Below are 25,797 nucleotides of genomic sequence, written 5' to 3' on the forward strand. Positions count from 1 at the left end.
ACTATGTAGCCATGTGTATAGTGGCGCGCCATGACGATCGCCACGGCGTTCCTGGCATTGCTCGAGGGGCGGCCACAGCACGGCTACGACCTGAAACGCGCCTACGACGAGCACTTCGGCGGCGACCGCCCGCTGCACTACGGGCAGGTCTACACGACCCTGGCCAAGCTGCTGCGCAACGGCCTGGTCAGCGTCGACGGGGTCGACGGCGAGGGCGGCCCCGACCGCAAGCGCTACACGATCACGGAGGCCGGGGTCACCGACGTCCGGCGCTGGCTCGACGAGCCCGAGAAACCGGATCAATACCTGCAGAGCGCCCTGTACGCCAAGGTGATCGGCGCCCTGCTCACCGGGCGGTCGGCCGCCGCGGTGCTCGACGTGCAGCGCGACGAGCACCTGGTGGCCATGCGCGAGCTGACCCGCCGCAAACAGAACGGCGACCTGGCCGACCGGATCATCTGCGACCACGCGCTCTTCCACCTCGACGCCGACCTGCGCTGGCTCGAGCACACCGCCACGCTGCTCGACGAGCTGGCCGAGCGGATCCGCCGGTGAGCGCGCTGCTGCGGGCCGAGGGACTGCACAAGGCGTACGGGCCCACGACCGCCCTGGCCGGGGCCGACCTGCGGGTGCACGCGGGCGAGATCGTGTCGGTGATGGGCCCGTCCGGCTCGGGCAAGTCGACGCTGCTGCACTGTGCGGCCGGGCTGACCAGGCCGGACGCCGGGCACGTGGGTTACGACGGCCAGGAGTTGTCGGCGCTCGACGACGTCCGGCGCAGTGCCCTGCGCCGCCGCGAGTTCGGGTTCGTGTTCCAGTTCGGCCAGCTGGTGCCCGAGCTGACCGCGCTGCAGAACGTCGCGCTGCCGTTGCGCCTCGACGGGGTCTCCCGCCGTACGGCCGAGCGCCGCGCCACCGGCCTGATGGATCGGCTCGGCCTGGCCGACAAGGCCCGTTCCCGGCCGGGTGAGCTTTCCGGCGGTCAGCAGCAGCGGGTGGCCGTGGCGCGGGCCCTGGTCGCCGGCCCGCGGGTGATCTTCGCGGACGAGCCGACGGGCGCGCTCGACTCGGTCGCCGGCGAGCACGTGATGGAGATGCTGACCGGCGCGGCCCGTGCGGCCGGCGCGGCGGTTGTCCTGGTCACGCACGACGCGCGGGTGGCCGCGTACGCGGACCGCGGGATCGTCGTGCGGGACGGCCGCAGCACCGAACGGATGGCAGCGCGATGAGACGGGTAGTGGCCGAGCTCGCCCTCGGGATCCGGCTGGCCTTCCCGAGCGGCCGTCGTGGCTGGCTGCGCACGGCGATGGCCTCGGCCGGGGTCGCCATCGGGGCGGCTGCCCTGCTGCTGGGCGCCTCGGTGCCGGTCATGCTGGACGCGCGGGAGGCCCGCATCCAGGCGCGCGCCGACAGTGTGGGCGCGACCGAGGTGCCGGCGGGCCGCACGCTGATCGTCGCGGCCGTGGACGCGCAGTGGGGTGCCAACGCCGTACGGGGAAGGTTGATCTGGCCGGACTCGCCCGAGGCGCCGTTGCCGCCCGGGGTGCCCGCTTTCCCCGCCGACCGGCAGATGTACGCCTCACCCGCCCTGCAAGCGGCGCTGGCCGGGCCGGACGGCGACACGTTGCGCCGCCAGATGCCGTACGAGGTGATCGGCACGATCGGCCCGAACGGGTTGTCGGGGCCGCACGAGTTCGCCTACTACGCCGGCTACGAGCGGGCCAAAACCCTGGTCGGCACGGGTTCCTGGCGGGTCGACCGGTTCGGCTACCGGATCGAGGACGAGCCCGGCGCCGGCACGTACGTCGTGGTCGCCGCGATGCTGGCGACCCTGCTGCTGCCCGTGGCCATCTTCATCGGGGCCGCGCTGCGGTTCGGGGCCGAGACCCGCGACCGCCGCCTGGCCGCGATCCGGCTGGTCGGCGCGGACAGCCGGGCCGTGCTGCGCATCGGGCTCGGCGAAAGCCTGGTGCCGGCCGTACTCGGGCTGGCCGCGGGCACAGTTCTCTACCTGATGGTTCGCGGGCGGGCGGCCGACCTGCGGCTCTTCGACGTCAGCGTCTTCCCGGCCGACATCCGTCCCGTACCGGTCCTGGCCCTGCTCGTCGTGGCGGTGGTGCTCGCCTTGTCGGCCGGCCTGACACTGCTCGGCTTCCGCGGTGTCGCGGTCGAGCCGCTGGGCGTGTTCCGCCGCTCGGCCACCTGGAACGGCCGGCTGTGGTGGCGACTCCTGCCGCCGGCCGCCGGCTTGTTCCTGCTGTGGCCCGTGCTGACGGGGGCGCCGCAACCCGACGAGGACAGGGCCGGTCTCGGCGTGGTGCTGACAGTGATCGCGCTGATCCCGCTCGTGCCGTACGTCGTGCCGCTGGCCGCCCGTGTGCTGCCCGGCGGCTCGGCCTCCTGGCAGCTCGCCTCGCAGCAGCTGCGCCAGAACCCGGCAGCGTCGACCCGCGCCGTCACCGGCATCGTCGTCGCGGTGACCGGCGCGATCGCCCTGCACTCGTTCTTCGGCGCGGCCGGCGTGCGTCGAGCGACCCCGGACAACCCGGCCGACCCCGCGTACGTGCTGCAGGCCCCCGGGCGGGTGTCGCCGGCAGCCATGCGTGAGCGCACCGCCTCGTTCGAGCAGGTCGAGGGCGTACGGGCGGGCACGGTGGCCAAATACAGCCTGTACCTGGGCCGGGAGGCCGCGGGCAGCGGCTATGCGGTGGTCGGCGACTGCGCGGCCCTGCGGCAGATCGCGGCCCTCGACCGCTGCGCCGACGGTGACACGTTCGTCGTCGGGGACGTGGGCCGGTCCTTCACCCTGGACGCCGGTCGGCTCGACCCTTCGCCGGGGGCGACGTTGCCGGTTCCGCCCGGGGCGCGCCCGGCCCGGCTGGTCGGCACCGACGCGCAGGTGGTCAGCACGAGCCTGCTGTTGACTCCGGGCGTTGTTCCGCCGCAACTGGCGCGGGCCGTCCCCTGGTTCGTCGAGACCCGGATGTTCGCCGGTGACGATGCCCCGGCGACGGTGGCCGGTCAGTTGCGCGGGCTCGCGGCCGAGATCGACCCGCTCGCGCAGTTCACGGCGATGGCTCCGGAATACGACAAGTACGCGTCCCTGCGCGTCGCGCTCAACCTCGGGTCGGCCGTGATCCTGCTGATGATGGGCGTCGGACTGCTGCTCGACGTGGCGTCCCGCCTGCACGACCGGCGCCGGCTGCTCGGCGTGCTGGCAGCGGTCGGCGCCCGCAGGTCCACAGTGATCTGGTCGGTGCTGTTGCAGGCCCTGGTCCCGCTGCTGGCCGGGATCGCCCTCGCGATCGGCGCCGGCGCGGGGCTGGGAGCGGTGCTCATGCGTACGGCGGCGGTGCCGGTCCTCTTCGACACGTCGGCCGTGCTCGGGCCCGTGGCCGTCGGCTCCGTGCTCGTCGTGGCGACCACGGTCGGCGTGCTCCTGCCCGCGGCGGGTCGCGTCACCAGCACCGAGCAGCTCAGATACGAGTGAAGGTCAACCTCCTTGCTTCCGTACGCCGGAGACCCGCACCGGCACGGCGAAGATCGCGCCCGCGCAGGTCTTCTTGGCGTCCGCCCGCATGCTCAGCCCCCCAGGCACGTTGAAGGCGCCGACGGTGTTGCGGCTCACCTCCCACTGCACGTCGAACCTGGGCCGGGTCAACTCGACACCGGTCGGCCTGCAGCCCGCCTCCCCGTGCTCGGGGTCGGCCACCACCGGCCCGTCCCCGGTCACCGAGCTGATCCTGATCGGGAAGTCGCTGTCGTTGGTCACCGTGACGATGAGGTCGCCGGTGTGGCCCGGGGCGAGCGGCCTGTTCAGATCGGACCGGGCACGCAGCGACAGCTCGACCGGAGGGCCGTCGGCCACCGCGACCTCCGAGCCGGTGATCTGCCAGTACGACCAGGCCGCCCCGGCGTTGACCACGACGGCCGCGAGCGCGGCGATGCCGAGGATCATCCGGGTCCGCCGGTCCAGCCGCCGTTTGCGGCCCTCGCCGGCCCGGCGGACCTCCCAGGTCGGCTCCTCGTGGTCGGAGGGGTCCAGTTCGATGTGCATGTCGGGGAACCTGTTGCCGTCCTGGCCGCGGCCGTAGAAGCCGCCGCCCTCCCGGAGTCGAGTGAGGGCCTCGCGCCGCATCATGGCCGTGCCGCCTTCGCGTTCGGGGCAGGCCGGAAGATCGGGGTGAGCATTGCGGGGCCTTCCTCCTCAGCGACAGGTGCGAGACTCGTGTGTAACAACGGTCGCTGACGACTCCGGGTCGTGTGATCGGGATTCCGTCCGCGGTTCTGCGCGCATAATTCGCACAGTTGCGCCTATCCGGCCTAATCCCAAAGAGGGAAAGGCGGGCATCGCACTGACCAGGGGATACGTCACAGGCGCCGAATGTCGGGGGCGGCCGTCGGCCAAATGTGCAACTTTCACTGTGGCATCGGCCGGTTTCGATCCGGTAATCCACCATTCAAGTTTGTGCGCCCGGCTCGTCCGGGCGCACAAATGGACCGAGCCCGCGGCGTGGGACCCCGCCGCGGGCTCGATCATTTTCCCCACCTATTGAGGAATGTCCGCCGGAGCCGATCCGCTGGCGGACGGACCCGGCCCCTTCACCGGAGGCTCCTGCCCCACGGGCGAGGACACGGGCGGGGGTGTGGTGATGGCTTCTTCTTTCGGCGGCGCTTCGACGGGCGCCGCCGATCTCGTGGTGGCCGGCTTACTCGTGGAGACGACACTTGGCGTTGGAGCCGGGATTGTGGTGACGCCCGTCGTGGGGACCGGTGCGTTCACAAGCTTGGCGGCGGGGGCCGGGTCGAACGTCAGCCGGTTGCTGAGTCCGCCGGCGGCGCCGGTCCAGGAGGCGAAGTGCGGGGTGACTGTCCAGCGCCATACGCCCCCCTCCACCTGCGCGGGGGTGAAGATCACCGACTCGGTGGGCCCGCCGGACGCGGTGACCTCGCGGACGATAGCGGATTCGGCGGGTTTGTCCTGGCGGTGTGCCGTCACGGTGTAGCGGTCCATCTTCACGCCGGCGGCGATCTCTTGCGCGCTCCAGCTGACCACCGCCGCACCGGACTGCTTGGCGACGCTCGGCTTCACCCCGCGCGGCATCTGCGCCGCCTTCATGGTGACCTTGACAGCGCTGGCCGGGAGGGACCAATTCGCGTAGGCGAGGTAGGTGCCGAGAACGCCGGAAACGACGAGGACGGCGCCGACCACCGCGTAGCGGCCCGCGCGCCTCATCGGCCCTCCTGACGACCAACGCCGGAGAGCGCGATGGTGAAGCGGACACCGGCGCAGTTGCTGGGGGCGTCCGGCGGCATGGCGACGGGGAGCGCGCCGGACAGGGTCACCCGTCCGTAGGGTTCGATGAACTGAGGCAGCTTTCCGTCGTACGGCCTGACCTGCAGGTTACGAATCGGGCAGGAGCGACGTGACGTGGAGACGACCTTGCCGTCGAGTTTCTGGACGCGTAACCGGTGCCGGGACGGGTTCACCACCGTGGTCCGCATCTGCTTGACCGCCCCCGGATAGAGGCCCCGCACGGTCCTGCCCTCGATGGTGAAACGCACCGTGCCGTCGTTGTGCTCGCGGCCCACCATCACCATGGCCTCGTCATCCGAGCCGCGTGAGGTGTCCGGCGCGCTCGGGAGGAGCGCCACAACAACCCCGCCGAGCAGCGCGACCGAGGCGACCGTGACCCACCAGACCTTCATCAAGCGCCTCCGAGGGAAGAGTGTCAGTGCGGGACGGTCGAGGTCCCGCACTGACGCGGCGATGGGAGATCAGGCGGCGCTGGTGCCGGAGAAGTCGTAGTCGAGCTCGAACGACTTGCCCGCGCATTCCTGCGGCAGGTCACCGATGAGAAGGTCGGCGGTGACCTCTGCCTTGCTCTTCGCCGGAACCTTCCCGTCGCCCTTGATGATCTTCAAGTCAGTGATGGCGGACGGCTTGAGGTTGTTGGCGCAGGTCGTCGCTTCAGCGCCGGCCGGCGTCACCTTGACCGGCTTCGGCACGAAGGAGGTCGGATCGATCTGCACCGGGAACTCGTTCTTGTTGTTGACGGTCAAGGTGATGGTTGTCTTCGCCCCGGGGAAGACGTTGCCGTTCACCTTGGCAGTTGCCTCGAGCTTCTCGATTTTCGCGGCCGACGCCGTTCCCGACCCGGAACCCGTGACGAGCCAGCTGGCGGCCCACGCGGTCGCGCCGATACCGAGTGCGGCAACGGCGACGCCGGTGACGATCGCGGAACGCTTGGTCATCTTGCGCATCAGAAGTTCCTCCAGGAACGGGCGACTAATCGCAGTGGTGCTCGGAATTTGTGTGCCGGGGCTTCGAGGCGTTCCGGCGCTGCGACAAAGATGACCGAATCAAAACGCGGAAGCGATAGAGCGTTTGCCTGTCCTGTGCGGAACGTCGCGTCAGCCGATTGTCGATGATCGGCCTAACCCGATGGGCTGAGAGAAACGTGAAGGATCAAGCGTTGCCGGCGCCTCGACGATCGCCGAAGACGGCTGCTCACGCCGGTTGTGCTGCCGAAACGAGACGACTATCAGGCAAGCGCGCGGCACTCAAGCCGGAAATGATCCATTGTGGGCCGTAACCCCCTGGATGCGGGGGTGAACGTGAGGAAAACACGAGCGCCGGTCGCGATCCTTGCCCAAGTGCAAGTGCGGATTTCCTCTAACGGGTCAGCCTATTTCCCGGCGGACTCACCTGAAAGAGGCTTACTGCTGACGGTTCTGTTGCCCGGAATCGGGTAGGACGGCGGTCGCCTCGACCTCGACGTGGAAGTCGGGGTGTACCAGGCCGGCGACCTGCACAAGCGAGCTGGCGGGCGGATTGTCCCGGTTGATGAACTCGTCGCGGGCCGTACGGAAGGCGGGCAGGTCGGCCAGGCTGGTCAGGAAGACCGTCAGCTTGACCACATCGGACATCGTCGCGCCGGCTGCGGCCAGGGCGGTCTCGATGTTGCGGAACACCTGGCGGGCTTGTTCGAGCACGTCGTCCTCGCCGATCAGGCGGCCCTCGGCGTCGAGCGGCACCTGCCCCGAGACGACGACCGTGGTGCCGGTGAACGCGACGGCGTGGCTGTAGCCGTTGGTAGGCGGGGAGCCTTCCGGACGTCCGTAATGGCGCAGCACGCTCCGGAGCCTAGCCGCTGCTGTCGGACGCATGGCACATGCCGTCGACAATCTCGCGCCAGGCGGGACGTCGGCGGTGTCCAGCACAAACTCGACTGTGCCGGTCGGGCGCACACGCTCGATGACCAGCGCCGCCTGGAGGGTGTCGGGGCCGGCCCTCGACCGTGTCGGTGGCGCGGTGACGCTCGAACTGCGCACGAGCCTGGTGCCGGGACGGAAGAAGACTCAGAGGCGGGCGAGTTCCTCGGCGTAGAGGGTGGCCCGCGCGATCTCGCCGACGGCGCGGCCGGCCCGGGCGGCGAGCAGACCGTCGGGGGCCCAGATGCCGGAGCGGCCCGCGGTGTCCGGATAGTCGGGACCGGTCGCGCCGGCGCACGAGGCGACAGCGGTCCACACCCCGTACGTAGTGCTGATCTTGCGGGCTCGCTCGGCGATCACGGTTTCGTCGTCCGGGTTGTCGACGACGCCGGCCACGTACGCGTCGATGCCCAGCGCCGCCGTGGCGGCCGAGTGCTCCTCGATCCCGGTGTCACGGCAGATCGCCAGGCCCAGGCGCCACCCGTCGACCTCGATCACCTCGGGACCCGGCCCGGCGTGGAACCGGGCCTCGGAAGCGCCGTGCGGGTGGGCCTTGCGGTAGACGATCCGGGCGCCTTCCCCGTCGACCAGCAGCGTCGCGATGTGCGGACCCGCGATCGGGGCGCCCACCAGCGCGATCGAATCGATGGCGGCGCAGGCGTCGATCAGTGGGCGCAACCGCGGGTCGTCCGGCGCGATCAGGGGCGCGTCGACGTCGTACCCCGTCAGGGAAAGCTCGGGAAAGACGACCACCCGGGCGTGGGCGGCCCGCACGGCGGCGGCGTGCCGGGTGACGTTGGCGGTCACGTCGAGGGGGTGAACGGGCGGCTGGGCGACGGCAAGGATCAACGAGCGCATGGGCCGATCTTTCTTTGGGGGTGGGGTTACGGTCGGACGGCTTCGACGAGGAATCGATGGGCGGTCACGGTGAAGGCGCCGTGCAGGCGGATGAACGTGTCGAGGCGCTCCAATGCGTCCTGGTACAGCCTCGGCGAGAAGTCGCGGATCTGCCAGGGCAGATCACGAAGTTGGCGCACAATGCCGCTGACGTCGGTGAACGTCACCGGCGGACGTTCCTCGCGTACGTCGAGGACCTCGAGGCCGGCGTCGGTCAGAGCCGCCACCGCGACGTCGGCGTTCCAGGGCTGGCGGTGGGCCGGTGGCGCCCCCAGCGCCACATTCAGCCCGGCCAGGTCGTCGCTGCCCACCTGCTGGCTGAGCAGGGTGCCGCCGGGGCGCAGCAGACGCACGATGTCGGCGGCGGGCAACCGGCCGTGGCGGCTGAGCACCACGTCGAACTCGTCCTCGCCGCCGGGCAGTTCGGTGAGCACCTGCACCCCGAACGGGTAGAGCCGGTCGCGGGCCACCGGGGTGTTGCGCGACCAGCTCTCGACCGCGACCGTGTGCGGCGGGAGAGGCGCGAGCTCGGCCAGGAACTCGCCGTTGCCGGTGTCGAGGTCGAGCAGCGCGGACGCCCGGCGGACCAGGGCGCGGGCGATCGCGGGGTAGGACCAGGTGGGTTCGGAGCCCACGTCGCGCCCGTCCAGCCAGGCGAACTCCCAGCCGGTGGCGCGCTCGCCGGCCGTGGAGTCCTCGTACTGCTGCCCGATGCGCACCCGACGACGGTAGCCAGTCCGGCTGTGCGCCGCGCACCCGATGTGACGTTGCTCAAGCGCGTACGCGTGACGGGGACGTAAATTGTTACGCCCCCGCGACAACGTTATTCGGCTGCGATCTGGCACTGCGCTCACAGGGGATCCCGTTCGGCCGTACGGGTCGCGCCTTGAGACGTTGGCGCCTGCGTCACACCCGTACGGGCATGAGGATCGAAAAGCGGGAATCGTCGCCCGGAACGCGTACGGCCAGCGGCTTGATCGGGCCGTCCAGCTCCAGCACGAGCTGCCCCGCCCCGCCCGCGTCAAGGGCCTCCAGCAGGAACTCGCGGTTCACCAGCACCCGCGTGTCGTCCAAGGTCAAGGTCACGGCCTCGTACGCCTTCCCCTCGTGCTCCCGGGGCTCGGCCGCAGCGGCTGCCACCGTTTCGCGAAGGGACTCGGTGTCCACGGTCAGGCGCGTGCTCGGGGCATCGAGCCCGTCGAGCAGGCGGCGGTGATCAGGGTAGTCGAGGTCGAGGGGCTTGACCTCCATCTTGCCGCCGTCCACGCGTACGTGATCCGGGGTGAGATCGAGCACGGCACGGCCGCCGGTGAGCGTGGGGCGCCACTCGTCGACAAACGTGAGCGGCAGAACCGAGCGGATCGGCGGCCCCTCGACCTCGGCCGGCGCCGACGCCACGGCCATGCGGAAACGGTCCGTGGCGACCAGCGTGAGCACGCCGTCGGTCACGTCGAACAGCACGCACCGCAGCATCGGCAGTTCGGGGTCGGCGCCCGCGGCGAACCGGACGGCGTCGAGCGCGGCGGCCAAAGCGGACGAGGGCAGGGTGATCCGGGTCATCAAGTTCTCCTCCAGGTCGAGCAGGGCGTGGATGCGGAGGAGCTCACGCTTCGCGTCGGCCAGCCCGGTTTCGAGCCGCTGCCGATGCTCGTCGAGCCGCCGGCGTACGTCGGCCGGCCGGTCACGCACGGCCAACGCGATCTCGGCCACCGGCATGCCGACCCGCCGCAGCCCCGCGATCAGCCGAGCGGCCCGCACCTGGTCGCCCGAGTAACGCCGATAGCCGGTGACCGCGTCGACCTCGGCCGGCACCAGAACGCCGGCGCTGTCGTAGAACCGGAGCGCGCTGACGCTGAGCCCGCTGGCCCGCGCCACCTCACCGATGCCGATCATGTCTCCTCGCACGCCGCAGACCCTGCCGCCTCAACCTCGTCGAGGGTCAACCCCCGCTTTCCCCGACAACTTTTCTGCTCGGAGTCGGCCATCCCAACCCCCCACCCGCCTCAGGGGAGACGTGGGGGAGACCGTACGCCCTTGTCAAGCCGGGCGGGCTGAGTTGTCCACAGGCACGTTCACTCGCTCGCCGGCTGTCCACAGGCGGTCGGTTCCTCGTCCACAGGCTGTCGAGCGCAGGAGGTGGCCTGACCTGCAGTGGGGCGCGACGGGGCGGGGTGGGGTGCACGGGTGGCTGTTCGGCTGGGAGCGGCCGATGGCCTTGAGCAGAGTATGGCTTGGGGAAGCTTCAAGTTGGGTGCGGGCGGCGCTGGGATCGGGGGCGGCTTCAAGTTAGGTGTGCGGGCGGCGCTGGGATCGGGGCAGCTTGAAGGTCGGAACTCAGTGAGCGGCGGATGGGATGACTTGGCGGGGCGCGGAACGGTTCAGCTGAGCAGGAGGGTGACCGCCACAGCCAGCATGACGACGGCGATCAGCCCGTCGAGCACTCGCCAGGCCGCCGGGCGGGCCAGCAGCGGCGCGAGCCGGTGGGCGCCCGCGCCCAGAGCCGTGAACCAGACCAGGCTCGCGGCCGCGGCGCCCGCCCCGAAGAGCCAGCGGTGGTCGTGTTGCTGGGCGACCGAGCCGAGGAGCAGCACCGTGTCGAGGTAGACGTGCGGGTTCAGGTAGGTCAGGGCCAAGCATGTGAGCACAGTTGCGCCGAGCGTGGCGGGGGCCCGGCCGGCGGGGTCGAGGGCGGCCGGCCGCAGAGCCCGGCGAGCGGCCATCACCGCGTACGTGATCAGGAAGGCTGCGCCCACCCACTTGATCACGGTGACCGCGTCGGGGCGGGCCGTGACCACGGCGCCCAGCCCGCCGATGCCGGCCAGGATCAGGAACAGGTCGGACAGCGCGCACACCAGCACGACGGCGAGCACATGTTCGCGGCGCAGGCCTTGGCGCAGGACGAAGGCGTTCTGCGCGCCGATGGCGATGATGAGCACGGCGGACGCGGCGAAACCGGCGAGGACGGAGGTGAGCACAGGTTGACGCTAAGCGGCCCTCATCCCGTACTCAAACTAAAGATTTTGAACTTGCATTAGCATCGCTAATCGTGGACTTTGCCCAGCTGGCCACGTTCCAGGCCGTCATCGACACCGGCAGCTTCGAGGCGGCGGCCCGCGAGCTGCACGTCACCCCGTCCGCGGTGAGTCAGCGGATCAAGGCCCTCGAACGCTCGGTCGGGCAGGTTCTGGTGCGCCGGGCCAAGCCGTGCGTCGCCACCCCGGCCGGGGCGGCCCTCGTACGGTTCGCCGGGCAGGTCGCGTTGCTCGAACGGGAGGCCCTCGACCAGGCGCGTGACGGCACCCGGGTCTCGATCGTGGTCAACGCCGACTCGCTGCACACGTGGTTCCTGCCCGCGCTGGCCGCGGTGCCGGGGCCGCAGTACGAGCTGCACACCGACGACGAGCACTACACCGCAGACCTGTTGCGATCCGGTTCGGCGATGGCAGCGGTCACCGCGGACAAGTCGGTCGTGCAGGGCTGCCGGATCGAGAAGCTGGGCGCGATGCGGTACGTGGCGTGCGGGCGCCCCGAGGACAAAGCGATGATCCTGTACGACCGCAAGGACCGCCTCCAGCACCGCATCTGGCCCGACAAGTCGGATATGCCGATCCACTACGTGCCGTCCGCGTCCGCCTTCATCGAGGCGATCCGGCTCGGGCTCGGCTGGGGCGTGGTGCCCGAGTGGATCGCCCGCGAGGACATCGCCGCCGGTCGCTATCAGGACCTCGGACGCCACCTCGACGTCCCGCTGTACTGGCAGTACTGGCGGATCGGATCGGCGGTGCTGGAGGAGCTGACCGCCGCCGTCAAAGCGGCGGCCGCCCCTCGTCTCAGGAGTTAGCGTGCAGCGCGGCGTTGAGCTCGATGCCGGTGCCCTTGCGCGGCTTGGCCTCCAACGCCCCGGTCACGGAGTTGCGCCAGAACAGCAGGCCGTTGACGCCCGACAGCTCGCGGGCCTTGACCACACGGCCGTCAGGCAGGGTGATCTTCGACCCGGCCGTGATGTAGCAGCCGGCCTCGACCACGCAGTCGTCGCCGAGCGAGATGCCGATGCCCGCGTTCGCGCCGAGCAGGCTGCGCTCGCCGATGCGTACCTTGTCCTTGCCGCCGCCGGAGAGTGTGCCCATGATGGACGACCCGGCGCCGACGTCGGAGCTGTCGCCGACCACCACGCCCTGCACGATGCGGCCCTCGACCATGGAAGTGCCGAGCGTGCCCGCGTTGAAGTTCGCGAAGCCCTCGTGCATGACGGTGGTGCCCGAGGCCAGGTGGGCGCCGAGACGCACCCGGTCGGCGTCGGCGATCCGCACCCCCGACGGCACGACGTAGTCGGTCATGCGGGGGAACTTGTCGACGCCGTGGACGGCCAGGTGGCGGCCGGCCGCGCGCTCGAGGAAGCGCAGCTCGTCGACCCGGTCGGGCGGGCACGGACCGGCCGACGTCCACGCCACGTTGGCCAGCGCGCCGAAGATGCCGTCGAGGTTGAGCGAATTCGGCACGACGAACCGGTGCGAGAGCAGGTGCAGGCGCAGGTACGCGTCGGAGGCGTCCTTGATCGGGTCGGCCAGCGACGTGATCGTCGTGCGCACCTCGACCGTCGACAGGCCGGGGAGCGCCTTGGGCCCGGTCAGCCCGGCCGGGAGCACCGGCGCCTCGGCCGGCGGCTCGCCCAGGCCGAGGAAGCCGGCGGGATACCAGGTGTCGAGAACCTGACCCTCGGCGGTGACGGTGGCGAGGCCGATGCCCCAGGCGGGCGAGGTCGAGATGGCAGTGTCCACGTGGCGAACACTACTAAAGTCCCAGCACCCGCGACGATTCACGTCCGGCCGGTATCGTGCGCGTCATGTCCAACCCGCTGACCCCGGACGTCTTGGTCGACCCCGTGGAGCTCACCCGCACCCTGGTCGACATCGAGTCCGTCTCCCGCAACGAGCAGGCGATCGCCGGTCACGTCGAAGAAGTGCTGCGGCAGGTCTCGCATCTGAGGGTGGACCGTCTCGGCAACACCGTGATGGCTCGTACGGATCTGGGGCGTGAACAGCGGGTTGTGCTCGCGGGACACCTGGACACCGTGCCGCTCAACGACAACTTCCCGTCCACGGTCGTCGACGACCTGATCTACGGCTGCGGCACGGCGGACATGAAATCGGGGGTGGCGCTGGCCCTGCACCTGGCGACCACGCTGCCCGACCCGCGCTACGACCTGACCTACCTGTTCTACGAGGCCGAAGAGATCGACTCCAAGTACAACGGCTTGCGGCTGGTCGCCGAGTCCCACCCGGAGTGGCTGCTGGCCGACTTCGCCGTGCTGCTCGAACCCACGTACGGGGTGGTCGAGGCCGGCTGTCAGGGGACGCTGCGGGTCGAGGTGCGCACCATCGGGCGCCGGGCGCACACCGCGCGGGCCTGGCGCGGGGTCAACGCGATCCACGCGGCGGGTGAGGTGCTGCGGCGGCTGGCGGACTACCGGCCGCGTACGGTCACGATCGACGGGTGCACGTACCGTGAGGGCCTCAATGCCGTGAAGATCAACGGTGGGGTGGCCGGGAACGTGGTGCCCGACGCGTGCACGGTCGAGGTCAACATGCGCTTCGCCCCCGACCGCTCCGAGAAACAGGCGCTCGAGCACGTGCACGAGGTCTTCGAGGGCTTCGAGGTGGAGCTGACCGACTCCGCGCCCGGCGCGATGCCCGGCCTGGCTGCCGCCCCGGCGCGGGAGTTCCTGACCGCGGTCGCCGCCGAGCCCGCGGCCAAGCTGGGCTGGACGGACGTGGCCCGGTTCGCGGCGCTGGGCATTCCGGCGCTCAACTACGGACCGGGCGACCCGTTGCTGGCGCACGCGCAGGACGAGCACGTCGAGATCGGCAAGATCCGGGACGGCGCGGCGACGCTGTACCGGTGGCTGTCGTCCTAGAGGGCGGGTCGTACGGCCACGCGGCCGATCGCGCGGGCCACCTTGGCGGGCGGGATCTCCACGGTGGTCTCGGGATCGAAGGCCGGCCGCTTCCGATCGGCGAACGCCATGCGGCGCTCCTCGACCACCAGTTGGATGCGCCGCTGCATGCGACGCTGCATCTTCATGCGCTCGTATCGGGTCGTCACGGTGGCTCCTTAAGCCGGGAGCCCGGCCGAGGCCGAGAGAGATCTTGGTAACTGAACAGACGCCCTGGAGCTACCGTCCGTTGCTTCAATCTGGCAAAAAGGAAGGCGGGCCGCAATCCTCTTACCGAAACCCACCCGGTTGTTCACCGTGCTACTGACCGTCCGCACTACCTTTTAGGCATGACGGACAGCACCAACGGGCGACGCGGTGGTACGCCGGAGCGTCATCGCGGCGCGGTCACGCTGCGGCGTGAGTCGATCCCGCCGAGCACGGCCGACGAGAAGCTGCTCGACTCGCACCACCGGCGCGAGTGGAAGACCAAGGACGCCTGGCGTGCGCTGCGCATCCTCTCCGAGTTCGTCGAGGGTTTCGACACCCTCGCCGACCTGCCGCCGGCGGTCAGCGTCTTCGGTTCGGCGCGCAGCCATCCCGACAGCCCCGAGTGTGAGATGGCCGCGGCCCTGGGCGCCGCCCTCGCCGAGGCGGGCTACGCGGTGATCACCGGCGGCGGCCCGGGCGTGATGGAGGCGGCCAACCGTGGCGCCACCGAGGCCGGCGGCATGTCGGTCGGGCTCGGCATCGAGCTCCCGTTCGAGCAGGGCCTCAACGACTGGGTGGACATCGGCATCGACTTCCGTTACTTCTTCGTCCGCAAGACCATGTTCGTCAAGTACGCGCAGGCGTTCGTGGTGCTGCCCGGCGGCTTCGGCACCCTCGACGAGCTGTTCGAGGCGATCACGCTGGTGCAGACCAAGAAGGTCACCCGGTTCCCGGTGATCCTGATGGGCACGTCCTACTGGTCGGGCCTGCTCGACTGGGTCAAGGGGACGCTGCTGGCCGACGGCAAGATCAGCGAGAGCGACCTCGAGCTGATCCAGCTCACCGACGACGTGGACGAGGCGGTACAGATCATCGTGGACGCCGACGTGGCCCTCGCCGAGACGCAGGGGAAGCTCTGACGTGGCGGCCATCTGTGTCTTCTGCGCCTCGTCGAGCACCCTCGAACAGAAGTGGCTCGACCTGGCCACCCGTACGGGATCGGAACTGGCCGCCCGCGGGCACTCGCTGGTCTCGGGCGGCGGCAGCGTCGGCATGATGGGCGCGGTCGCCGACGGCGCCCGGTCCGCCGGTGGGCACACACTTGGGATCATCCCGCAGGTGCTCGTCGACTGGGAGGTGGCCGACCTGGCCTCCGACGAGCTGGTCGTCACCGGCGACATGGGCGAACGCAAGAACATCATGATCGATCGGTCCGACGCGTTCATCACGTTGCCCGGCGGTCTCGGCACCCTCGACGAGCTGTTCGAGGTGTGGACCACGGCCACCCTCGACCTGCACGACAAGCCCATCGTGGTGCTCGACCCCGAAGGCTTCTACGACGGCCTGCTGACCTGGCTGGGGCAGCTCGCCGACACCGCCTTCGTCCGCGCCGCGGCCCTCGAACGGGTGATCGTGGTGAAGTCGATCGGCGCGGCGTTGGACGCGATCGAGGAACGGGTAAAGCGCGATTGACGGGTGGTCACGCCGGGCGGGTGTCACCACACCCACCCGGCGTGACCGGGGCCCCGGCGGACCCGCCGGACAGCACGGGGGCGCGCCGAACGCGCTCTCACCGGGACACGCCGGCGCGCACACTTCCGGCTGTCCGACGGCGTCGCGCCCGCCGGGGCACGGCGGCTGCATCGGTTCAGCCCGACACTGCACGGCGGGTCGGCACGCGTCAATTGAGCAGCCGCGAACGTTCGCATGGTGCTCGTTCGGGGGCCGTCGCAACGGGAGTCCCTGCTTCAGGTTGTCCGGCGGGCCGGAGTGCCCCGAGGCACGGCCGAACCGGCAGTTCGAAAACGTCGTACGCGCGTGGTTTCCTTTATGCCGTGAGCACGCCGGTCTCCTCGCCCGCCGCGGTGCGCCGCCCGGCGTACCGCCTGGTCCGGCGTCCCCCGAGAGCGCTGCCGCCGCTCCTGCCCGACCCCCTGCAGGGTTATGTGGCCGCCCACGTCGACGGCCCCCTGCTCGTGGTCGGCGGTCCCGGCACGGGCAAGACGACCACGCTCGTCGAGTCGGTGGCCGCGCGCATCGCCGAGGGAGTCGACCCGGAACGCATCCTGGTGCTGACGTTCGGCCGCCGGGGGGCCACCGCGCTGCGCGACCGCATCGAGGCGCGGATCGCGGCCGACCCGGGCCGCATCGTGCACGAGCCTCTGGTGCGCACCTTCCACGCGTACGCGTTCGGCCTGCTCCGCCGGGCCGCGGCCGAACGGGGCGAGCCGTCGCCCCGGCTGCTCACCGGCCCCGAACAAGACCTGATCATCCGCGAACTGCTCGCGGTCTCGGGCGACACCGAGGAACCCGACCCGATCGGCTGGCCCACCTCTCTGCGCCCGGCCCTGCCCACCCGGGCGTTCGCCCAGCAGTTGCGTGACCTCATGCAGCGCGCCGCCGAGCGCGGCGTCGACGCGGCCGAGCTGGCCCGCCTCGGCGAGCGCCTGGGCCGCGACGACTGGCCGGCCGCGGCCCGTTTCCTCCGCGAGTACGTCGCCGTCCTGGCCCTGCGCGACGTGACGACCCGCGGCTCGGCGGCCTACGACCCGGCCGAGCTGGTGCGGGCCGCGTCCGGGCTGCTGGCCGACAGCCCCGACCTGCTCGAGGCCGAACGCCGCCGGCTTGCCTACGTCTACGTCGACGAGCTGGCCGACACCGACCCGGCCCAGATCGAGCTGCTCTCCCTGGTCGCCGGGGGCGGCAAGCCGCTGGTCGCGTTCGGTGACCCCGACTCGTCGATCTACGGTTTCCGCGGCGCCGACCCGGCCGTGATCGCCTCTTACCCCACCAGATTCCGTACGGCTTCGGGTGCGCTCGCCGAGACGCTGACGCTGCACACGAACTACCGCGCGCCCGCCCCGCTGCTCTCCGCCACCTCGCGGGTGGCCCGGCGCATGCGGGGGCCGATCTCGCACCGCTTCATGCACCCGCCGGCCCCCCTGCTCGGCCCCGAACCGCCGCCCGCGGCCGTCGCGCCGCCCTCAGCTGCCGCGCCGACCGCAGCCCCGGGTGAGCCGGCCGGGCCTCCTGCCGCCGAGCGTCTGTCCGGGCCGTTCGGCGCTGACCGTTTGTCTCGGCCGTCCGGCGCCGCCGGTCCGGCTTCTGTGCCGACGGGTGCCGTTGGGGACGGGGCAGGGGCGGCTTCCGTTGCTCCGCCCTCGGCCGGTGGCGGTCCTCGGCCGTCCTCCGTGAGCCCGTTGCCGGCCGAGGCCGTTGTCCGGACATTCCGGGCGGCGACGGCCGAGGCGGCGTACGTGGCTCACGCCCTGCGCGAGGCCCATCTGCTGCACGGCGTCCCGTGGTCGAAGATGGCGGTCCTCCTGCGCAGCACGTCGCTGCAGCTGCCCTCGTTGCAGCGGGCGCTGACCGCGGCCGGCGTGCCGACGGTGACCCACGCCGAAGACCTGCCGCTGCATCTGCAACCCGCCGTCGCGCCGTTCCTGCTGCTCCTGCGGTGTGCGCTCGACCCCGCCGCGCTCACCGAGGAGACCGCGGTCGCACTGTTGCACTCGTCGCTGGGCGGGGCCGATCCGCTGGCCGAGCGGCGTCTCCGCCAGGGGTTGCGGGCCCTGGCGCTGGCCGCGGGCGACCGGCGCCCGTCCGGCGAGCTCCTGGTGGACGCCGTACGGGATCCGGCCGGTCTTGACATGGTGGAGCGCCGCTGGGCGGTGCCCGCGCAACAGGTGGCCCGGCTGCTCGCCACCGCGCGTGAGGCGGCCGCAGCCCCCGGCGCCACGGCCGAGCAGGTGCTGTGGACGGTCTGGCGGGCCAGCGGGCTGGCCGACCGCTGGTATGCGATGAGCACCCGTTCGGGCCCCACGGGCGACAGCACCGACGTGGCCCGGGCGCGGCAGTGGCGGGCCGAGGCGGCCGACCGCGATCTCGACTCGATGGTTGTGCTGTTCGACGCGGCGGCCCGCTTCGTCGACAGGCTCCCCGGCGCGCGCACCGAGGTCTTCCTCGACCACGTGCTCGGGCAGGACCTGCCGGCCGACTCGATCGCGCCCAGCGCCGACCGTGGCGAGGCGGTGCGGCTGCTCACCGCGCACGCCGCCAAGGGCCTCGAGTGGGACGTCGTCGTGATGGCCGGCGTGCAGGAGGGCATCTGGCCCGACCTGCGGTTGCGCGGCAGCCTGCTCGGCTCGGAACGCCTGGTCGACGTGCTCGCCGGCCGCGACACGCCGGGGCAGGCAGCCGTGGTCGGCCAGACATCGGCGCTGCTCGACGAGGAACGCCGGCTGTTCTACGTCGCCGCCACCCGGGCCCGCCACAAGCTCATCGTGACCGCCGTGGCGTCGGCCGGGGTGGGCGGCTCCGAGGGCGAGGAGCAGCCCAGCCGTTTCCTGACCGAGCTGGGCGTGCCCGACGGCGGGCCGGGGCATCCGCCTCCGCCGCCACCCGAAGACCCGGGCCCCAACCTGTGGGACCCCGACCCGAACAACCCCGACCCGGCCGGCCCGTCCGACACCGACCCCGACAATCCGCTGTCGCCGGATGTGGTGCGGGAGGGTGGGCCGTCGGATACGGATCCGGATAATCCGCAGTCGCCGGATGTGGTGCGGGAGGATGGGCCGTCCGATACCGACCCTGACAACCCGCAGTCTCCTGACGTTGAGCGGGAGGGTGGGCCGTCGGATACCGACCCTGACAATCCGCAGTCGCCGGATGTGGTGCGGGAGGATGGGCCGTCCGATACCGACCCTGACAACCCGCAGTCTCCTGACGTTGAGCGGGAGGGCGGGCCGTCCGACACCGACCCTGACAACCCGCAGTCCCCGGATGTGGTGCGGGAGGAGGGGCCGTCGGATACCGACCCTGACAACCCGCAGTCCCCGGAGGTCGAGCGGCGGGATGGCCGGCCGAGCACGGATCTCGGTCGTCCGCAGTCTCCGCATGAGGATCGGCCCTATTCGGCATCTCGAACAAATCCGTTAAATCGGGATTTGGTGGCGCCGCGGGATGTGGACACGTCTCCCGCAGTGCGTGGGGGAGCGACGGGTTCTCGCGATGCCTATGGCGCGGCGGGCGGTAACGACGGCGGCGGGCGCCGGGCGAGTGTTGCCGCGCAAGTCATCCCGTCGCCGCGGGGGACGAAGCGGTTGACGAACAAGGTGCCGGACGCCGAGCCGGACCTGTTCGCGGTCTTGGGGGAGTGGCCGGCCGAGGAGCCCGCCGACGACGATCCGGGTGAGGCCGGGCCGGTCGATCAGCCGGACGAACTGCCGGTGGGCCGGCCGCCGCGGGCGCTGACGTTGGCCGCGCTGGTGGCTGAGCTGCGTACGGTGGTGGTCGGCAGTGACCAGACGCCCGCCCGCCGGCGCGCCGCGGCCGCGGAACTGGCTCGGCTCGCGGCCGCCGGAGTGCCCGGCGCGCACCCGGACGAGTGGTGGGGACTGCGCCCGCTCTCCGACGACCGGCCGCTCGTCGACGACGGCGAACCGGTCAAGGTCACCCCGTCCTCGATGGAGAGCGCGCTGCGCTGCAGCCTGCGCTGGCTGCTCGAACGGCACGGTGGCGCCGCGCCCCCGGGGCCGGCCCAGGGCGTGGGTAACCTCGTGCACGCGGCCGCCATGCTGGCCGAGGACGCCAACGCCGACCGCGAGAAATTGGTCGAGTACGTCAGCGCCCGGTTCGACGCGATCGAGCTGGCCGCCCGATGGCTGGCCGGCCCCGAGCAGGACCGAGCCCAGGGCATGGTCGACAAGCTGCTGCGCTGGCTGGCTGTCAACCCCCGTCGGCTGCTGGCCATCGAGCACGAGTTCACCGTCCGGATCGAGGACGAGAAGCGGCCGATCCAGCTCACCGGCCGTGTCGACCGGCTCGAGGTCGACGAGAACGGCCGCCTGGTCGTCATCGACCTCAAGACCGGCAAGTCGACCGCGGTGGCGGCCGCCGACGTGGCCGAGCACGCCCAACTCGCCGGCTACCAGACCGCCGTCGAGGCAGGGGCGTTCGCCGACTACGGCGCCGAGAGCGGCGGGGCGGCGCTGGTGCAGCTCGGGCCGGGCAAGGACGCCCGCGAGCAGATGCAGCTGCCACTGGCGGAGGCCGCCGACCCGCAATGGGCGTACGAGATGGTCCGCCGCACCGCCGACACGATGGCCGCGGCCACCTTCTCGGCCGTCGCCAACAGCCGATGCCGGGTCTGCCCGGTCCGCACCAGCTGCCCCATTTCCGGCAAGGGCCGCCAGATCGTCGACGAGGGCTGATGAGCGAGCACAGCGTGGGCGAGGGCAGCATGAACGCGCACAGCGTGGGCGAGGGCAGCATGAACGCGCACAGCGTGGGCGAGGGCAGCATGAACGCGCACAGCGTGGGCGAGGGCAGCATGAACGCGCACAGCGTGGGCGAGGGCAGCATGAACGCGCACAGCGTGGGCGAGGGCAGCATGAACGCGCACAGCGTGGACGAGGGCAAGTGAACGCGAGCAACCCCCAGTGACCCAGCCGAGCCTTTTCGCCGAAGAACCGGCGGCCCCGCGGCGGCGTGCCGATTCCGGCCCCCGGTACACCCCGGAGGAGCTGGCCCACCTGCTGCGGCTGCCACGCCCCACCGCCGAGCAGTCCGCGATCATCTCGGCCCCGGTGGAGCCGCTGCTCGTGGTGGCCGGCGCCGGCTCGGGCAAGACCGAGACGATGGCCTCGCGGGTTGTCTGGCTGGTCGCCAACAGTTACGCCCACCCCGACGAGATCCTCGGCCTGACGTTCACCCGTAAGGCCGCCGGCGAGCTCGCCCACCGGGTGCGTGCCCGGCTCGGCCAACTCGTCCGCCGCCTCGGCCGGGACGACGCGTTCGCGGGTGAGGCCACCATTTCGACCTATCACTCGTACGCGGCCCGGGTCGTCACCGAGCACGGCCTGCGCGCCGGGTTCGAGCCGTCGGCGCGCCTGCTCACCGAGGCCGCCCGCTGGCAGATCGTCGACTCCCTGGTCCGGTCGTACACGGGCGAGATGACCGGCGTGAACCGCGCCCCGACCACCGTCACCGACGATGTGCTGGCGCTCTCCGGTGAGCTGGCCGAGCACCTGGTCTCCCCGGACGAGCTGGCCGCCTGGACCGGCCGGTTCTTCGCCGACGTGCAGGAACTGCCGGGCAAGGTCTACAAGGACGTCGCCGACGTGCTGGCCCGGCAACGTCAGCGGCTCACCCTGCTGCCGCTGGTCCGCCTCTACAACCAGCGCAAGATCGACCTGGAGGCGATGGATTTCGGCGACCAGATGGCCCGGGCGGCGCTGGTGGCCCGCGACCATCCCGAGGTGGGCGAGATCGAGCGCGGCCGCTTCCGGATCGTGCTGCTGGACGAGTACCAGGACACCAGCCACGCCCAGGTCACCATGCTGAACGCGTTGTTCGGCGGCGGGCACCCGGTGACCGCGGTCGGCGACCCCTGCCAGTCGATCTACGGCTGGCGCGGCGCCTCGGCGGGCACGCTCGACCGTTTCCCCGAGGAGTTCACGCTGCCCAGCGGCGAGCCGGCCCGGGTCGGCAGCCTGACCCGGAGCTGGCGTAACCGCCCGGAGATCCTGCGGGTGGCCAACACACTGTCCGCCCCGCTGCGCGCGTTCGGGGCCCGGGTGACCGAGTTGCGCGCGGCCGAGCGGGTGTCGGGTGCGGTCGGGGGCCGTACGGTGGCTTGCGCGTTGTTGCCCACGTTCGCCGAGGAGGCCGACTGGATCGGCGACTCGATGCTCACGGCTTGGCGGATCATCGCCGGGATGCCGCAGGCGCTGCCCGAGGAGATCCCGGTCGAGAAGCGGCCGACCAGCGCGGTGCTGGTGCGGGTGCGCAGCCAGATTCCGGCCCTCGAGGACGCGCTGCGCCGCCGGGGTCTGCCGGTCGAGGTGGTCGGCCTGGGCGGCCTGCTCGACACGCCGGAGGTCCGCGACGTCGTCTGCACGATGCGGGTGCTGGCCGACCCGACCGACGGCGCCTCGCTGTTGCGCCTGCTCACGGGGGCGCGCTGGCGGATCGGCCCACGTGACCTGGTGGCGTTGCACCGCCGGGCCCGGGGGTTGGCCGCAGCCCGGGCCGCCGTGGTGACCGGCGCCGAGCCCGACGACGTGGTCGCCGACCGCCTCGACGACGCCACCCTGGTCGAGGCGATGGCCGACCTGGGCGCGCCGCAGCAGTACTCGGCCGAGGGCTATGGGCGGCTGCACGCGTACAGCCGGGAGCTCAGCGCCCTGCGGCAGCGCCTCGATCAGCCGCTGCCCGACCTGGTGGCCGACATCGAGCGCACGATCGGCCTGGACGTCGAGGTCGCGGTGCGGGGCTGGGCGGCCGGGGACGCCGGGCTGGCCCGGGGGCACCTCGACGCGCTGGCCGACACCGCCGCCCGCTACAGCGCCGAGACCGACGGTGGCACCCTCGCCGGGTTCCTCGCCTTCCTGGCCGCGGCCGAGGAGGAGGAACGAGGCCTCGAACCGGGACAGGTCGACGTGGTCGAGGGCGCGGTGCAGATCCTCACCGCGCACGCCGCGAAGGGCCTGGAGTGGGATGTCGTGTCGGTCGCCGGGCTGAGCAAGGGGGTCTGGCCCGGCCTGGTCCGCAACTCCGACCAATTCTTGATGGGCATCGGCGTGCTGCCGTTCCCGCTGCGCGGCGACGCCGACGGCCTCCCCAAGCTCGATCTGTCCGAGGCCGTCGACCAGAAGGGCGTGGTCAACGCGGTCTCCGCGTTCGGGGCGGCCTGGCGGGAGCACGACGAGCGGGAGGAACGCCGGCTCGCCTACGTGGCCGTCACCCGTCCCCGCCGTCTGCTGCTGGCCTCGGGCTACTGGTGGGGCGACGGCGTGAAGCGCCCGCGCGGCCCGTCGGTGTTCCTCGACGAGATTCGCGCGACCTGCGAGGAAGGCGCCGGCGTGGTCGACGTCTGGACGCCCGAGCCGGCGCCCGGGGCGACCAACCCGGCGGCCGAGGCGGTTGTCTCAGCGCAGTGGCCGTTCGACCCGCTGGGCCTGCGCCGCCCGGCCATGGCGGCCGCCGCCGACCTGATCCGCCGCATGATCGCCGGACGTGACCCTGAGGCTGCCGAAGGGTTCGCCGAGCTGGCCGAGGCGGATCCTGAGATCGCCGCGCGCGCCGGCTTGGCCGCTGAGCTCGCGGGCATCCCCGACACGCCGGATCCGGACATCGCCCGCTGGCGTCGCGAGGCCGACCTGCTGCTGGCCGAGCGGGACGAACGGTCCCGCCGCGACGGCCCGATCGAGGTCGCCCTGCCGCCGCATCTCTCGGTGTCGCAACTCGTGGTGCTGAAACGCGACCCGCAGGCGCTGGCCCGGTCGCTGCGCCGCCCGGTGCCGCACCGGCCGATGCCGCACGCCCGCCGGGGCACGGCCTTCCACGCGTGGCTGGAGCAACGGTTCGGCGCGGTCCGCCTCATCGACATCGACGAGCTGCCCGGCGCGGCCGACGACGACGCGGCCGACGACGCCGAGCTGGTCGCGCTGCAGCAGGCCTTCCTGTCCGGCGAGTGGGCCGAGCGCACGCCGATCGAGGTCGAGGTGCCGTTCGCGACCACGATCGCCGGGGTCGTGGTGCGGGGGCGCATGGACGCCGTCTTCGCCGACCCGGCCAACCGGTTCGATGTGATCGACTGGAAGACCGGCCGCCGTCCCGAGGGCGCCGACGCCGACGCCGCCGCGGTGCAGCTGGCGGCGTACCGGATCGCCTGGGCCTCCCTGGCCGGCGTGCCGCTCAACCGGGTGCGGGCCGGCTTCCACTACGTACGCGATCAGGTCACCGTCCGCCCGGTCGACCTGCTGGACGCGGCCCAGCTCGCGGCGCTGGTGGAGAGACTGCCCGAACGGGTGATTTAGGCGGCTCCGGCCGCGGCGAGCAGGTGCAGAAGAGCTCCCGCGTACGCGGCTTCGGCCGTTTCCGCCGCGAACACGCGCTCCTCACCGAGCAGGTCGATCGCCACCTCGTACCCGGCCCGCCCGCGCCGCAGCTCCCGGAACGTGCCGCCGAGAAGTTCCCGCAGCTGGTCCTCCCGGGGCAACCAGACCGTCTCGTCCATCCCGACGTCGTCCAGGGCCCATTCGGTGGTGCCGTTGAAGCCGATCACCGGGCCCTCCGGCATCGCGTGCACCTCGATCGTCATGTTGCTGAGCACGAACATCTCGTCGTCGAGGTCGTGGTCCGGGATGGCGAAGCGGTCGCCGAGCGCCGGCTTCCAGTTCAGGCCGGCCTCCTTGAGCTGCTGTGCCAGTTGTACGCCGATCACCGGCGGACCTCCTTGAACGTGTTAAGCTCTCCGCGTTGTCAGTTTGGTTCCCAAGTACTCAGGAGCGCCTGTGGGGAAGTCTGCCCCAGGCGCTCTTTGTCGTAACCCGGGTTTCTCCGGTACGGGCGATCAGTACTACAACACGAGACTCGCGAAGTGCGGGTCTTATTACCTCGCTCCCGTTCATACTGGGCGTGAGCGATCGACCGTCGAGGAGACGATCATGGTTACCGGCGTTGTGAAGTGGTTCAACGCGGACAAGGGCTTCGGGTTCATCACCCCGGACGACGGCGGCGCCGACGTCTTCGCCCACTTCTCCGCAATCCAGACCTCCGGCTACCGCAGCCTGGACGAGAACCAGCGGGTCGAGTTCGAGGTGACGCAGGGCCAGAAGGGCCCGCAGGCCGCGAACATCCGCCCGCTCTGATGTAGCGGAAAGGCGCCGCGCCCCTCGGGGTGCGGCGCCTTTTGCATGCCCGGCGAAGGCTCAGACGGGAGCGGCTTCCGGCAGCGGCGCCGTTCCGCCCAGGTGAGCGGGCAGCCACCAGCGGTCCTCGGGGCCGGACGGCTTCTCGGGGTATTCGCGCTGGGCCGCGTCGAGCAGGGCGCTGAGGCGCACCTTGAGGGCGGCCGTGAGCGCGTCGGGCGAGGTGCCCTTGGGCATGTCGAGCGCCTCGCCGATTTTGATGAGCACCGGCACGTGCCGCTTGGTCAGCTCTTTCTTGTGCCCCTTGGTCCAGAGCCGGTGCGGACCCCAGACGGCCATCGGGATCAGCGGCACCTTGGCCGAGCGGGCCAGGCGTACGGCGCCCGACTTGAGCTCCTTGACCGTGAACGACTCGCTGATCGTGGCCTCGGGGAAGACGCCGACGATCTGGCCGTCGCGCAGCGCCTTGTTGGCCTCGCGGAACGAGGCTGCGCCGGCGTCACGGTCGACCGGGATGTGCCGCATGCCGCGCATCAACGGGCCGCTCACCCGGTGGTCGAACACCGACTTCTTCGCCATGAAACGGACGAGCCGTTTGGCCGGCTGGGCGCCCAGGCCGCAGAAGATGAAGTCGAGATAGCTCACGTGGTTGCTCGCGAGCACCGCCCCGCCCTCGCGCGGGATGTTCTCCGCGCCATCGATCTGGATCTTGAGATCGAGCACCCGGAACATCGTCTTGGCAAGGGCGACGACCGGCGGATACACGAGTTCCATGGCAAGAAGGTAGCGGAAGTCGCTGAACTTCTCCTGGGACAGGTGCAACGTCCGGCCCCGATCGTGCGTCTTAAGCATTATCGGCTGTTTTCTCTCGGACGTGATCATGGAGGT

At 71.4% G+C, this 25,797-nt stretch carries 24 protein-coding genes; 11 read left to right on the forward strand and 13 right to left on the reverse strand.

Going from position 1 to position 25,797, the window contains the following annotated elements; translation table 11 throughout:
• The first annotated feature begins 30 nt into the window (after window positions 1-30).
• From C8E87_RS19980 to C8E87_RS19990, 3 genes are read left to right on the forward strand one after another with little or no spacing between them, the layout of a single operon-like run.
• Entirely contained in the window at window positions 31-555 is a 525-nt protein-coding gene (locus C8E87_RS19980; protein ID WP_133874504.1) for a PadR family transcriptional regulator, read from the forward strand.
• Window positions 552-1,229 carry an ABC transporter ATP-binding protein gene (locus C8E87_RS19985; protein WP_133874505.1) on the forward strand — a complete coding sequence of 226 codons (678 nt, stop codon included), beginning with the start codon at window positions 552-554 and terminating at the stop codon, window positions 1,227-1,229. Before C8E87_RS19980 ends, C8E87_RS19985 begins: the two co-directional genes overlap by 4 nt.
• Window positions 1,226-3,490, forward strand: coding sequence for an FtsX-like permease family protein (locus C8E87_RS19990; protein ID WP_133874506.1), 2,265 nt, complete (start codon window positions 1,226-1,228; stop codon window positions 3,488-3,490). The genes C8E87_RS19985 and C8E87_RS19990 overlap by 4 nt, the downstream gene beginning before the upstream one ends.
• 3 nt (window positions 3,491-3,493) lie before the next feature.
• Here the strand turns inward: C8E87_RS19990 and C8E87_RS19995 are convergent, their stop codons facing one another.
• From C8E87_RS19995 to C8E87_RS20035, 9 genes are all read right to left on the reverse strand, one after another.
• The gene (locus C8E87_RS19995) at window positions 3,494-4,141 is read right to left on the reverse strand and encodes a hypothetical protein (RefSeq protein ID WP_133874507.1); all 648 of its coding nucleotides are present in this window, start codon (window positions 4,139-4,141) and stop codon (window positions 3,494-3,496) included.
• Window positions 4,142-4,549: 408 nt separating this feature from the next.
• Complete coding sequence (locus C8E87_RS20000; protein ID WP_133874508.1) at window positions 4,550-5,236, reverse strand: hypothetical protein; 687 nt, start codon at window positions 5,234-5,236, stop codon at window positions 4,550-4,552.
• The gene (locus C8E87_RS20005) at window positions 5,233-5,709 is read right to left on the reverse strand and encodes a hypothetical protein (protein ID WP_133874509.1); all 477 of its coding nucleotides are present in this window, start codon (window positions 5,707-5,709) and stop codon (window positions 5,233-5,235) included. The genes C8E87_RS20000 and C8E87_RS20005 overlap by 4 nt, the downstream gene beginning before the upstream one ends.
• A gap of 69 nt (window positions 5,710-5,778) precedes the next feature.
• Entirely contained in the window at window positions 5,779-6,264 is a 486-nt protein-coding gene (locus tag C8E87_RS20010) for a hypothetical protein (protein ID WP_133874510.1), read from the reverse strand.
• A 456-nt stretch (window positions 6,265-6,720) separates the two neighbouring features.
• Window positions 6,721-7,137, reverse strand: a complete 417-nt coding sequence (locus C8E87_RS20015) for a RidA family protein (RefSeq protein ID WP_133874511.1) — start codon at window positions 7,135-7,137, stop codon at window positions 6,721-6,723.
• 225 nt (window positions 7,138-7,362) lie between these two features.
• Window positions 7,363-8,073: a carbon-nitrogen hydrolase family protein gene (locus C8E87_RS20020; protein ID WP_133874512.1), complete on the reverse strand. Its 711-nt coding sequence runs from the start codon at window positions 8,071-8,073 to the stop codon at window positions 7,363-7,365.
• Between the two features lie 26 nt (window positions 8,074-8,099).
• The gene (locus tag C8E87_RS20025; RefSeq protein ID WP_133874513.1) at window positions 8,100-8,831 is read right to left on the reverse strand and encodes a class I SAM-dependent methyltransferase; all 732 of its coding nucleotides are present in this window, start codon (window positions 8,829-8,831) and stop codon (window positions 8,100-8,102) included.
• Window positions 8,832-9,018: 187 nt separating this feature from the next.
• A complete protein-coding gene (locus tag C8E87_RS20030) occupies window positions 9,019-10,005 on the reverse strand; it encodes a DNA polymerase III subunit beta family protein (RefSeq protein ID WP_133876950.1) in 987 nt (328 codons plus the stop codon).
• A 485-nt stretch (window positions 10,006-10,490) separates the two neighbouring features.
• Window positions 10,491-11,087, reverse strand: coding sequence for a LysE/ArgO family amino acid transporter (locus C8E87_RS20035; RefSeq protein WP_133874514.1), 597 nt, complete (start codon window positions 11,085-11,087; stop codon window positions 10,491-10,493).
• Between the two features lie 68 nt (window positions 11,088-11,155).
• Here C8E87_RS20035 and C8E87_RS20040 point away from each other — a divergent pair, with 68 nt between their 5' ends.
• Window positions 11,156-11,953 carry a LysR family transcriptional regulator ArgP gene (locus tag C8E87_RS20040; protein WP_133874515.1) on the forward strand — a complete coding sequence of 266 codons (798 nt, stop codon included), beginning with the start codon at window positions 11,156-11,158 and terminating at the stop codon, window positions 11,951-11,953.
• Here the strand turns inward: C8E87_RS20040 and dapD are convergent.
• Window positions 11,943-12,890 carry a 2,3,4,5-tetrahydropyridine-2,6-dicarboxylate N-succinyltransferase gene (dapD, locus tag C8E87_RS20045; RefSeq protein WP_203720419.1) on the reverse strand — a complete coding sequence of 316 codons (948 nt, stop codon included), beginning with the start codon at window positions 12,888-12,890 and terminating at the stop codon, window positions 11,943-11,945. The two genes, C8E87_RS20040 and dapD, sit on opposite strands and share 11 nt — an antisense overlap.
• A gap of 65 nt (window positions 12,891-12,955) precedes the next feature.
• On the opposite strand from dapD, the gene dapE reads away from it, so the two are divergent.
• Complete coding sequence (dapE, locus tag C8E87_RS20050) at window positions 12,956-14,026, forward strand: succinyl-diaminopimelate desuccinylase (RefSeq protein WP_133874516.1); 1,071 nt, start codon at window positions 12,956-12,958, stop codon at window positions 14,024-14,026.
• Here dapE and C8E87_RS20055 read toward each other — a convergent pair.
• The gene (locus tag C8E87_RS20055) at window positions 14,023-14,214 is read right to left on the reverse strand and encodes a hypothetical protein (RefSeq protein ID WP_133874517.1); all 192 of its coding nucleotides are present in this window, start codon (window positions 14,212-14,214) and stop codon (window positions 14,023-14,025) included. The genes dapE and C8E87_RS20055 overlap by 4 nt on opposite strands.
• Before the next feature lie 180 nt (window positions 14,215-14,394).
• Between C8E87_RS20055 and C8E87_RS20060 the strand changes: the two genes are divergently transcribed.
• The 5 genes from C8E87_RS20060 (at window position 14,395) to C8E87_RS20080 (ending at window position 24,075) form a co-directional block, all read left to right on the forward strand.
• Entirely contained in the window at window positions 14,395-15,174 is a 780-nt protein-coding gene (locus C8E87_RS20060) for an LOG family protein (protein ID WP_133874518.1), read from the forward strand.
• Window position 15,175: 1 nt separating this feature from the next.
• Entirely contained in the window at window positions 15,176-15,727 is a 552-nt protein-coding gene (locus tag C8E87_RS20065) for an LOG family protein (protein WP_133874519.1), read from the forward strand.
• Between the two features lie 413 nt (window positions 15,728-16,140).
• Window positions 16,141-20,466 carry an ATP-dependent helicase gene (locus tag C8E87_RS20070; RefSeq protein WP_438866185.1) on the forward strand — a complete coding sequence of 1,442 codons (4,326 nt, stop codon included), beginning with the start codon at window positions 16,141-16,143 and terminating at the stop codon, window positions 20,464-20,466.
• On the forward strand, window positions 20,466-20,678 hold the full coding sequence (locus C8E87_RS20075; protein WP_133874521.1) for a hypothetical protein: 213 nt from the start codon (window positions 20,466-20,468) through the stop codon (window positions 20,676-20,678). Before C8E87_RS20070 ends, C8E87_RS20075 begins: the two co-directional genes overlap by 1 nt.
• Window positions 20,679-20,694: 16 nt before the next feature.
• A complete protein-coding gene (locus tag C8E87_RS20080) occupies window positions 20,695-24,075 on the forward strand; it encodes an ATP-dependent helicase (RefSeq protein ID WP_133874522.1) in 3,381 nt (1,126 codons plus the stop codon).
• On the opposite strand, the gene C8E87_RS20085 is transcribed toward C8E87_RS20080, so the two are convergent.
• Window positions 24,072-24,482, reverse strand: a complete 411-nt coding sequence (locus C8E87_RS20085; RefSeq protein ID WP_133874523.1) for a pilus assembly protein CpaE — start codon at window positions 24,480-24,482, stop codon at window positions 24,072-24,074. The two genes, C8E87_RS20080 and C8E87_RS20085, sit on opposite strands and share 4 nt — an antisense overlap.
• 223 nt (window positions 24,483-24,705) lie before the next feature.
• Between C8E87_RS20085 and cspE the strand changes: the two genes are divergently transcribed.
• Window positions 24,706-24,909 (forward strand): transcription antiterminator/RNA stability regulator CspE, encoded by a 204-nt coding sequence (cspE, locus tag C8E87_RS20090; RefSeq protein WP_015625344.1) that lies wholly within the window; start codon window positions 24,706-24,708, stop codon window positions 24,907-24,909.
• A gap of 60 nt (window positions 24,910-24,969) precedes the next feature.
• Here cspE and C8E87_RS20095 read toward each other — a convergent pair whose 3' ends face one another.
• Complete coding sequence (locus C8E87_RS20095; protein ID WP_133876952.1) at window positions 24,970-25,683, reverse strand: lysophospholipid acyltransferase family protein; 714 nt, start codon at window positions 25,681-25,683, stop codon at window positions 24,970-24,972.
• Window positions 25,684-25,797: the final 114 nt, after the last annotated feature.

Origin of the sequence: Paractinoplanes brasiliensis (assembly GCF_004362215.1) — a bacterium.
GTDB lineage: Bacteria > Actinomycetota > Actinomycetes > Mycobacteriales > Micromonosporaceae > Actinoplanes > Actinoplanes brasiliensis.

Coding starts and splice junctions, on each gene's coding strand:
- dapE (WP_133874516.1), top strand. CDS start 12,956: ATGTCCAACCCGCTGACCCCGGACGTCTTGGTCGACCCCGTGGAGCTC.
- C8E87_RS20075 (WP_133874521.1), top strand. CDS start 20,466: ATGAGCGAGCACAGCGTGGGCGAGGGCAGCATGAACGCGCACAGCGTG.
- C8E87_RS20005 (WP_133874509.1), bottom strand. CDS start 5,709: ATGAAGGTCTGGTGGGTCACGGTCGCCTCGGTCGCGCTGCTCGGCGGG.
- C8E87_RS19980 (WP_133874504.1), top strand. CDS start 31: ATGACGATCGCCACGGCGTTCCTGGCATTGCTCGAGGGGCGGCCACAG.
- C8E87_RS20030 (WP_133876950.1), bottom strand. CDS start 10,005: ATGATCGGCATCGGTGAGGTGGCGCGGGCCAGCGGGCTCAGCGTCAGC.
- C8E87_RS20060 (WP_133874518.1), top strand. CDS start 14,395: ATGACGGACAGCACCAACGGGCGACGCGGTGGTACGCCGGAGCGTCAT.
- C8E87_RS20020 (WP_133874512.1), bottom strand. CDS start 8,073: ATGCGCTCGTTGATCCTTGCCGTCGCCCAGCCGCCCGTTCACCCCCTC.
- C8E87_RS19990 (WP_133874506.1), top strand. CDS start 1,226: ATGAGACGGGTAGTGGCCGAGCTCGCCCTCGGGATCCGGCTGGCCTTC.
- C8E87_RS20000 (WP_133874508.1), bottom strand. CDS start 5,236: ATGAGGCGCGCGGGCCGCTACGCGGTGGTCGGCGCCGTCCTCGTCGTT.
- C8E87_RS19995 (WP_133874507.1), bottom strand. CDS start 4,141: ATGATGCGGCGCGAGGCCCTCACTCGACTCCGGGAGGGCGGCGGCTTC.
- cspE (WP_015625344.1), top strand. CDS start 24,706: ATGGTTACCGGCGTTGTGAAGTGGTTCAACGCGGACAAGGGCTTCGGG.
- C8E87_RS20095 (WP_133876952.1), bottom strand. CDS start 25,683: ATGGAACTCGTGTATCCGCCGGTCGTCGCCCTTGCCAAGACGATGTTC.
- C8E87_RS20010 (WP_133874510.1), bottom strand. CDS start 6,264: ATGCGCAAGATGACCAAGCGTTCCGCGATCGTCACCGGCGTCGCCGTT.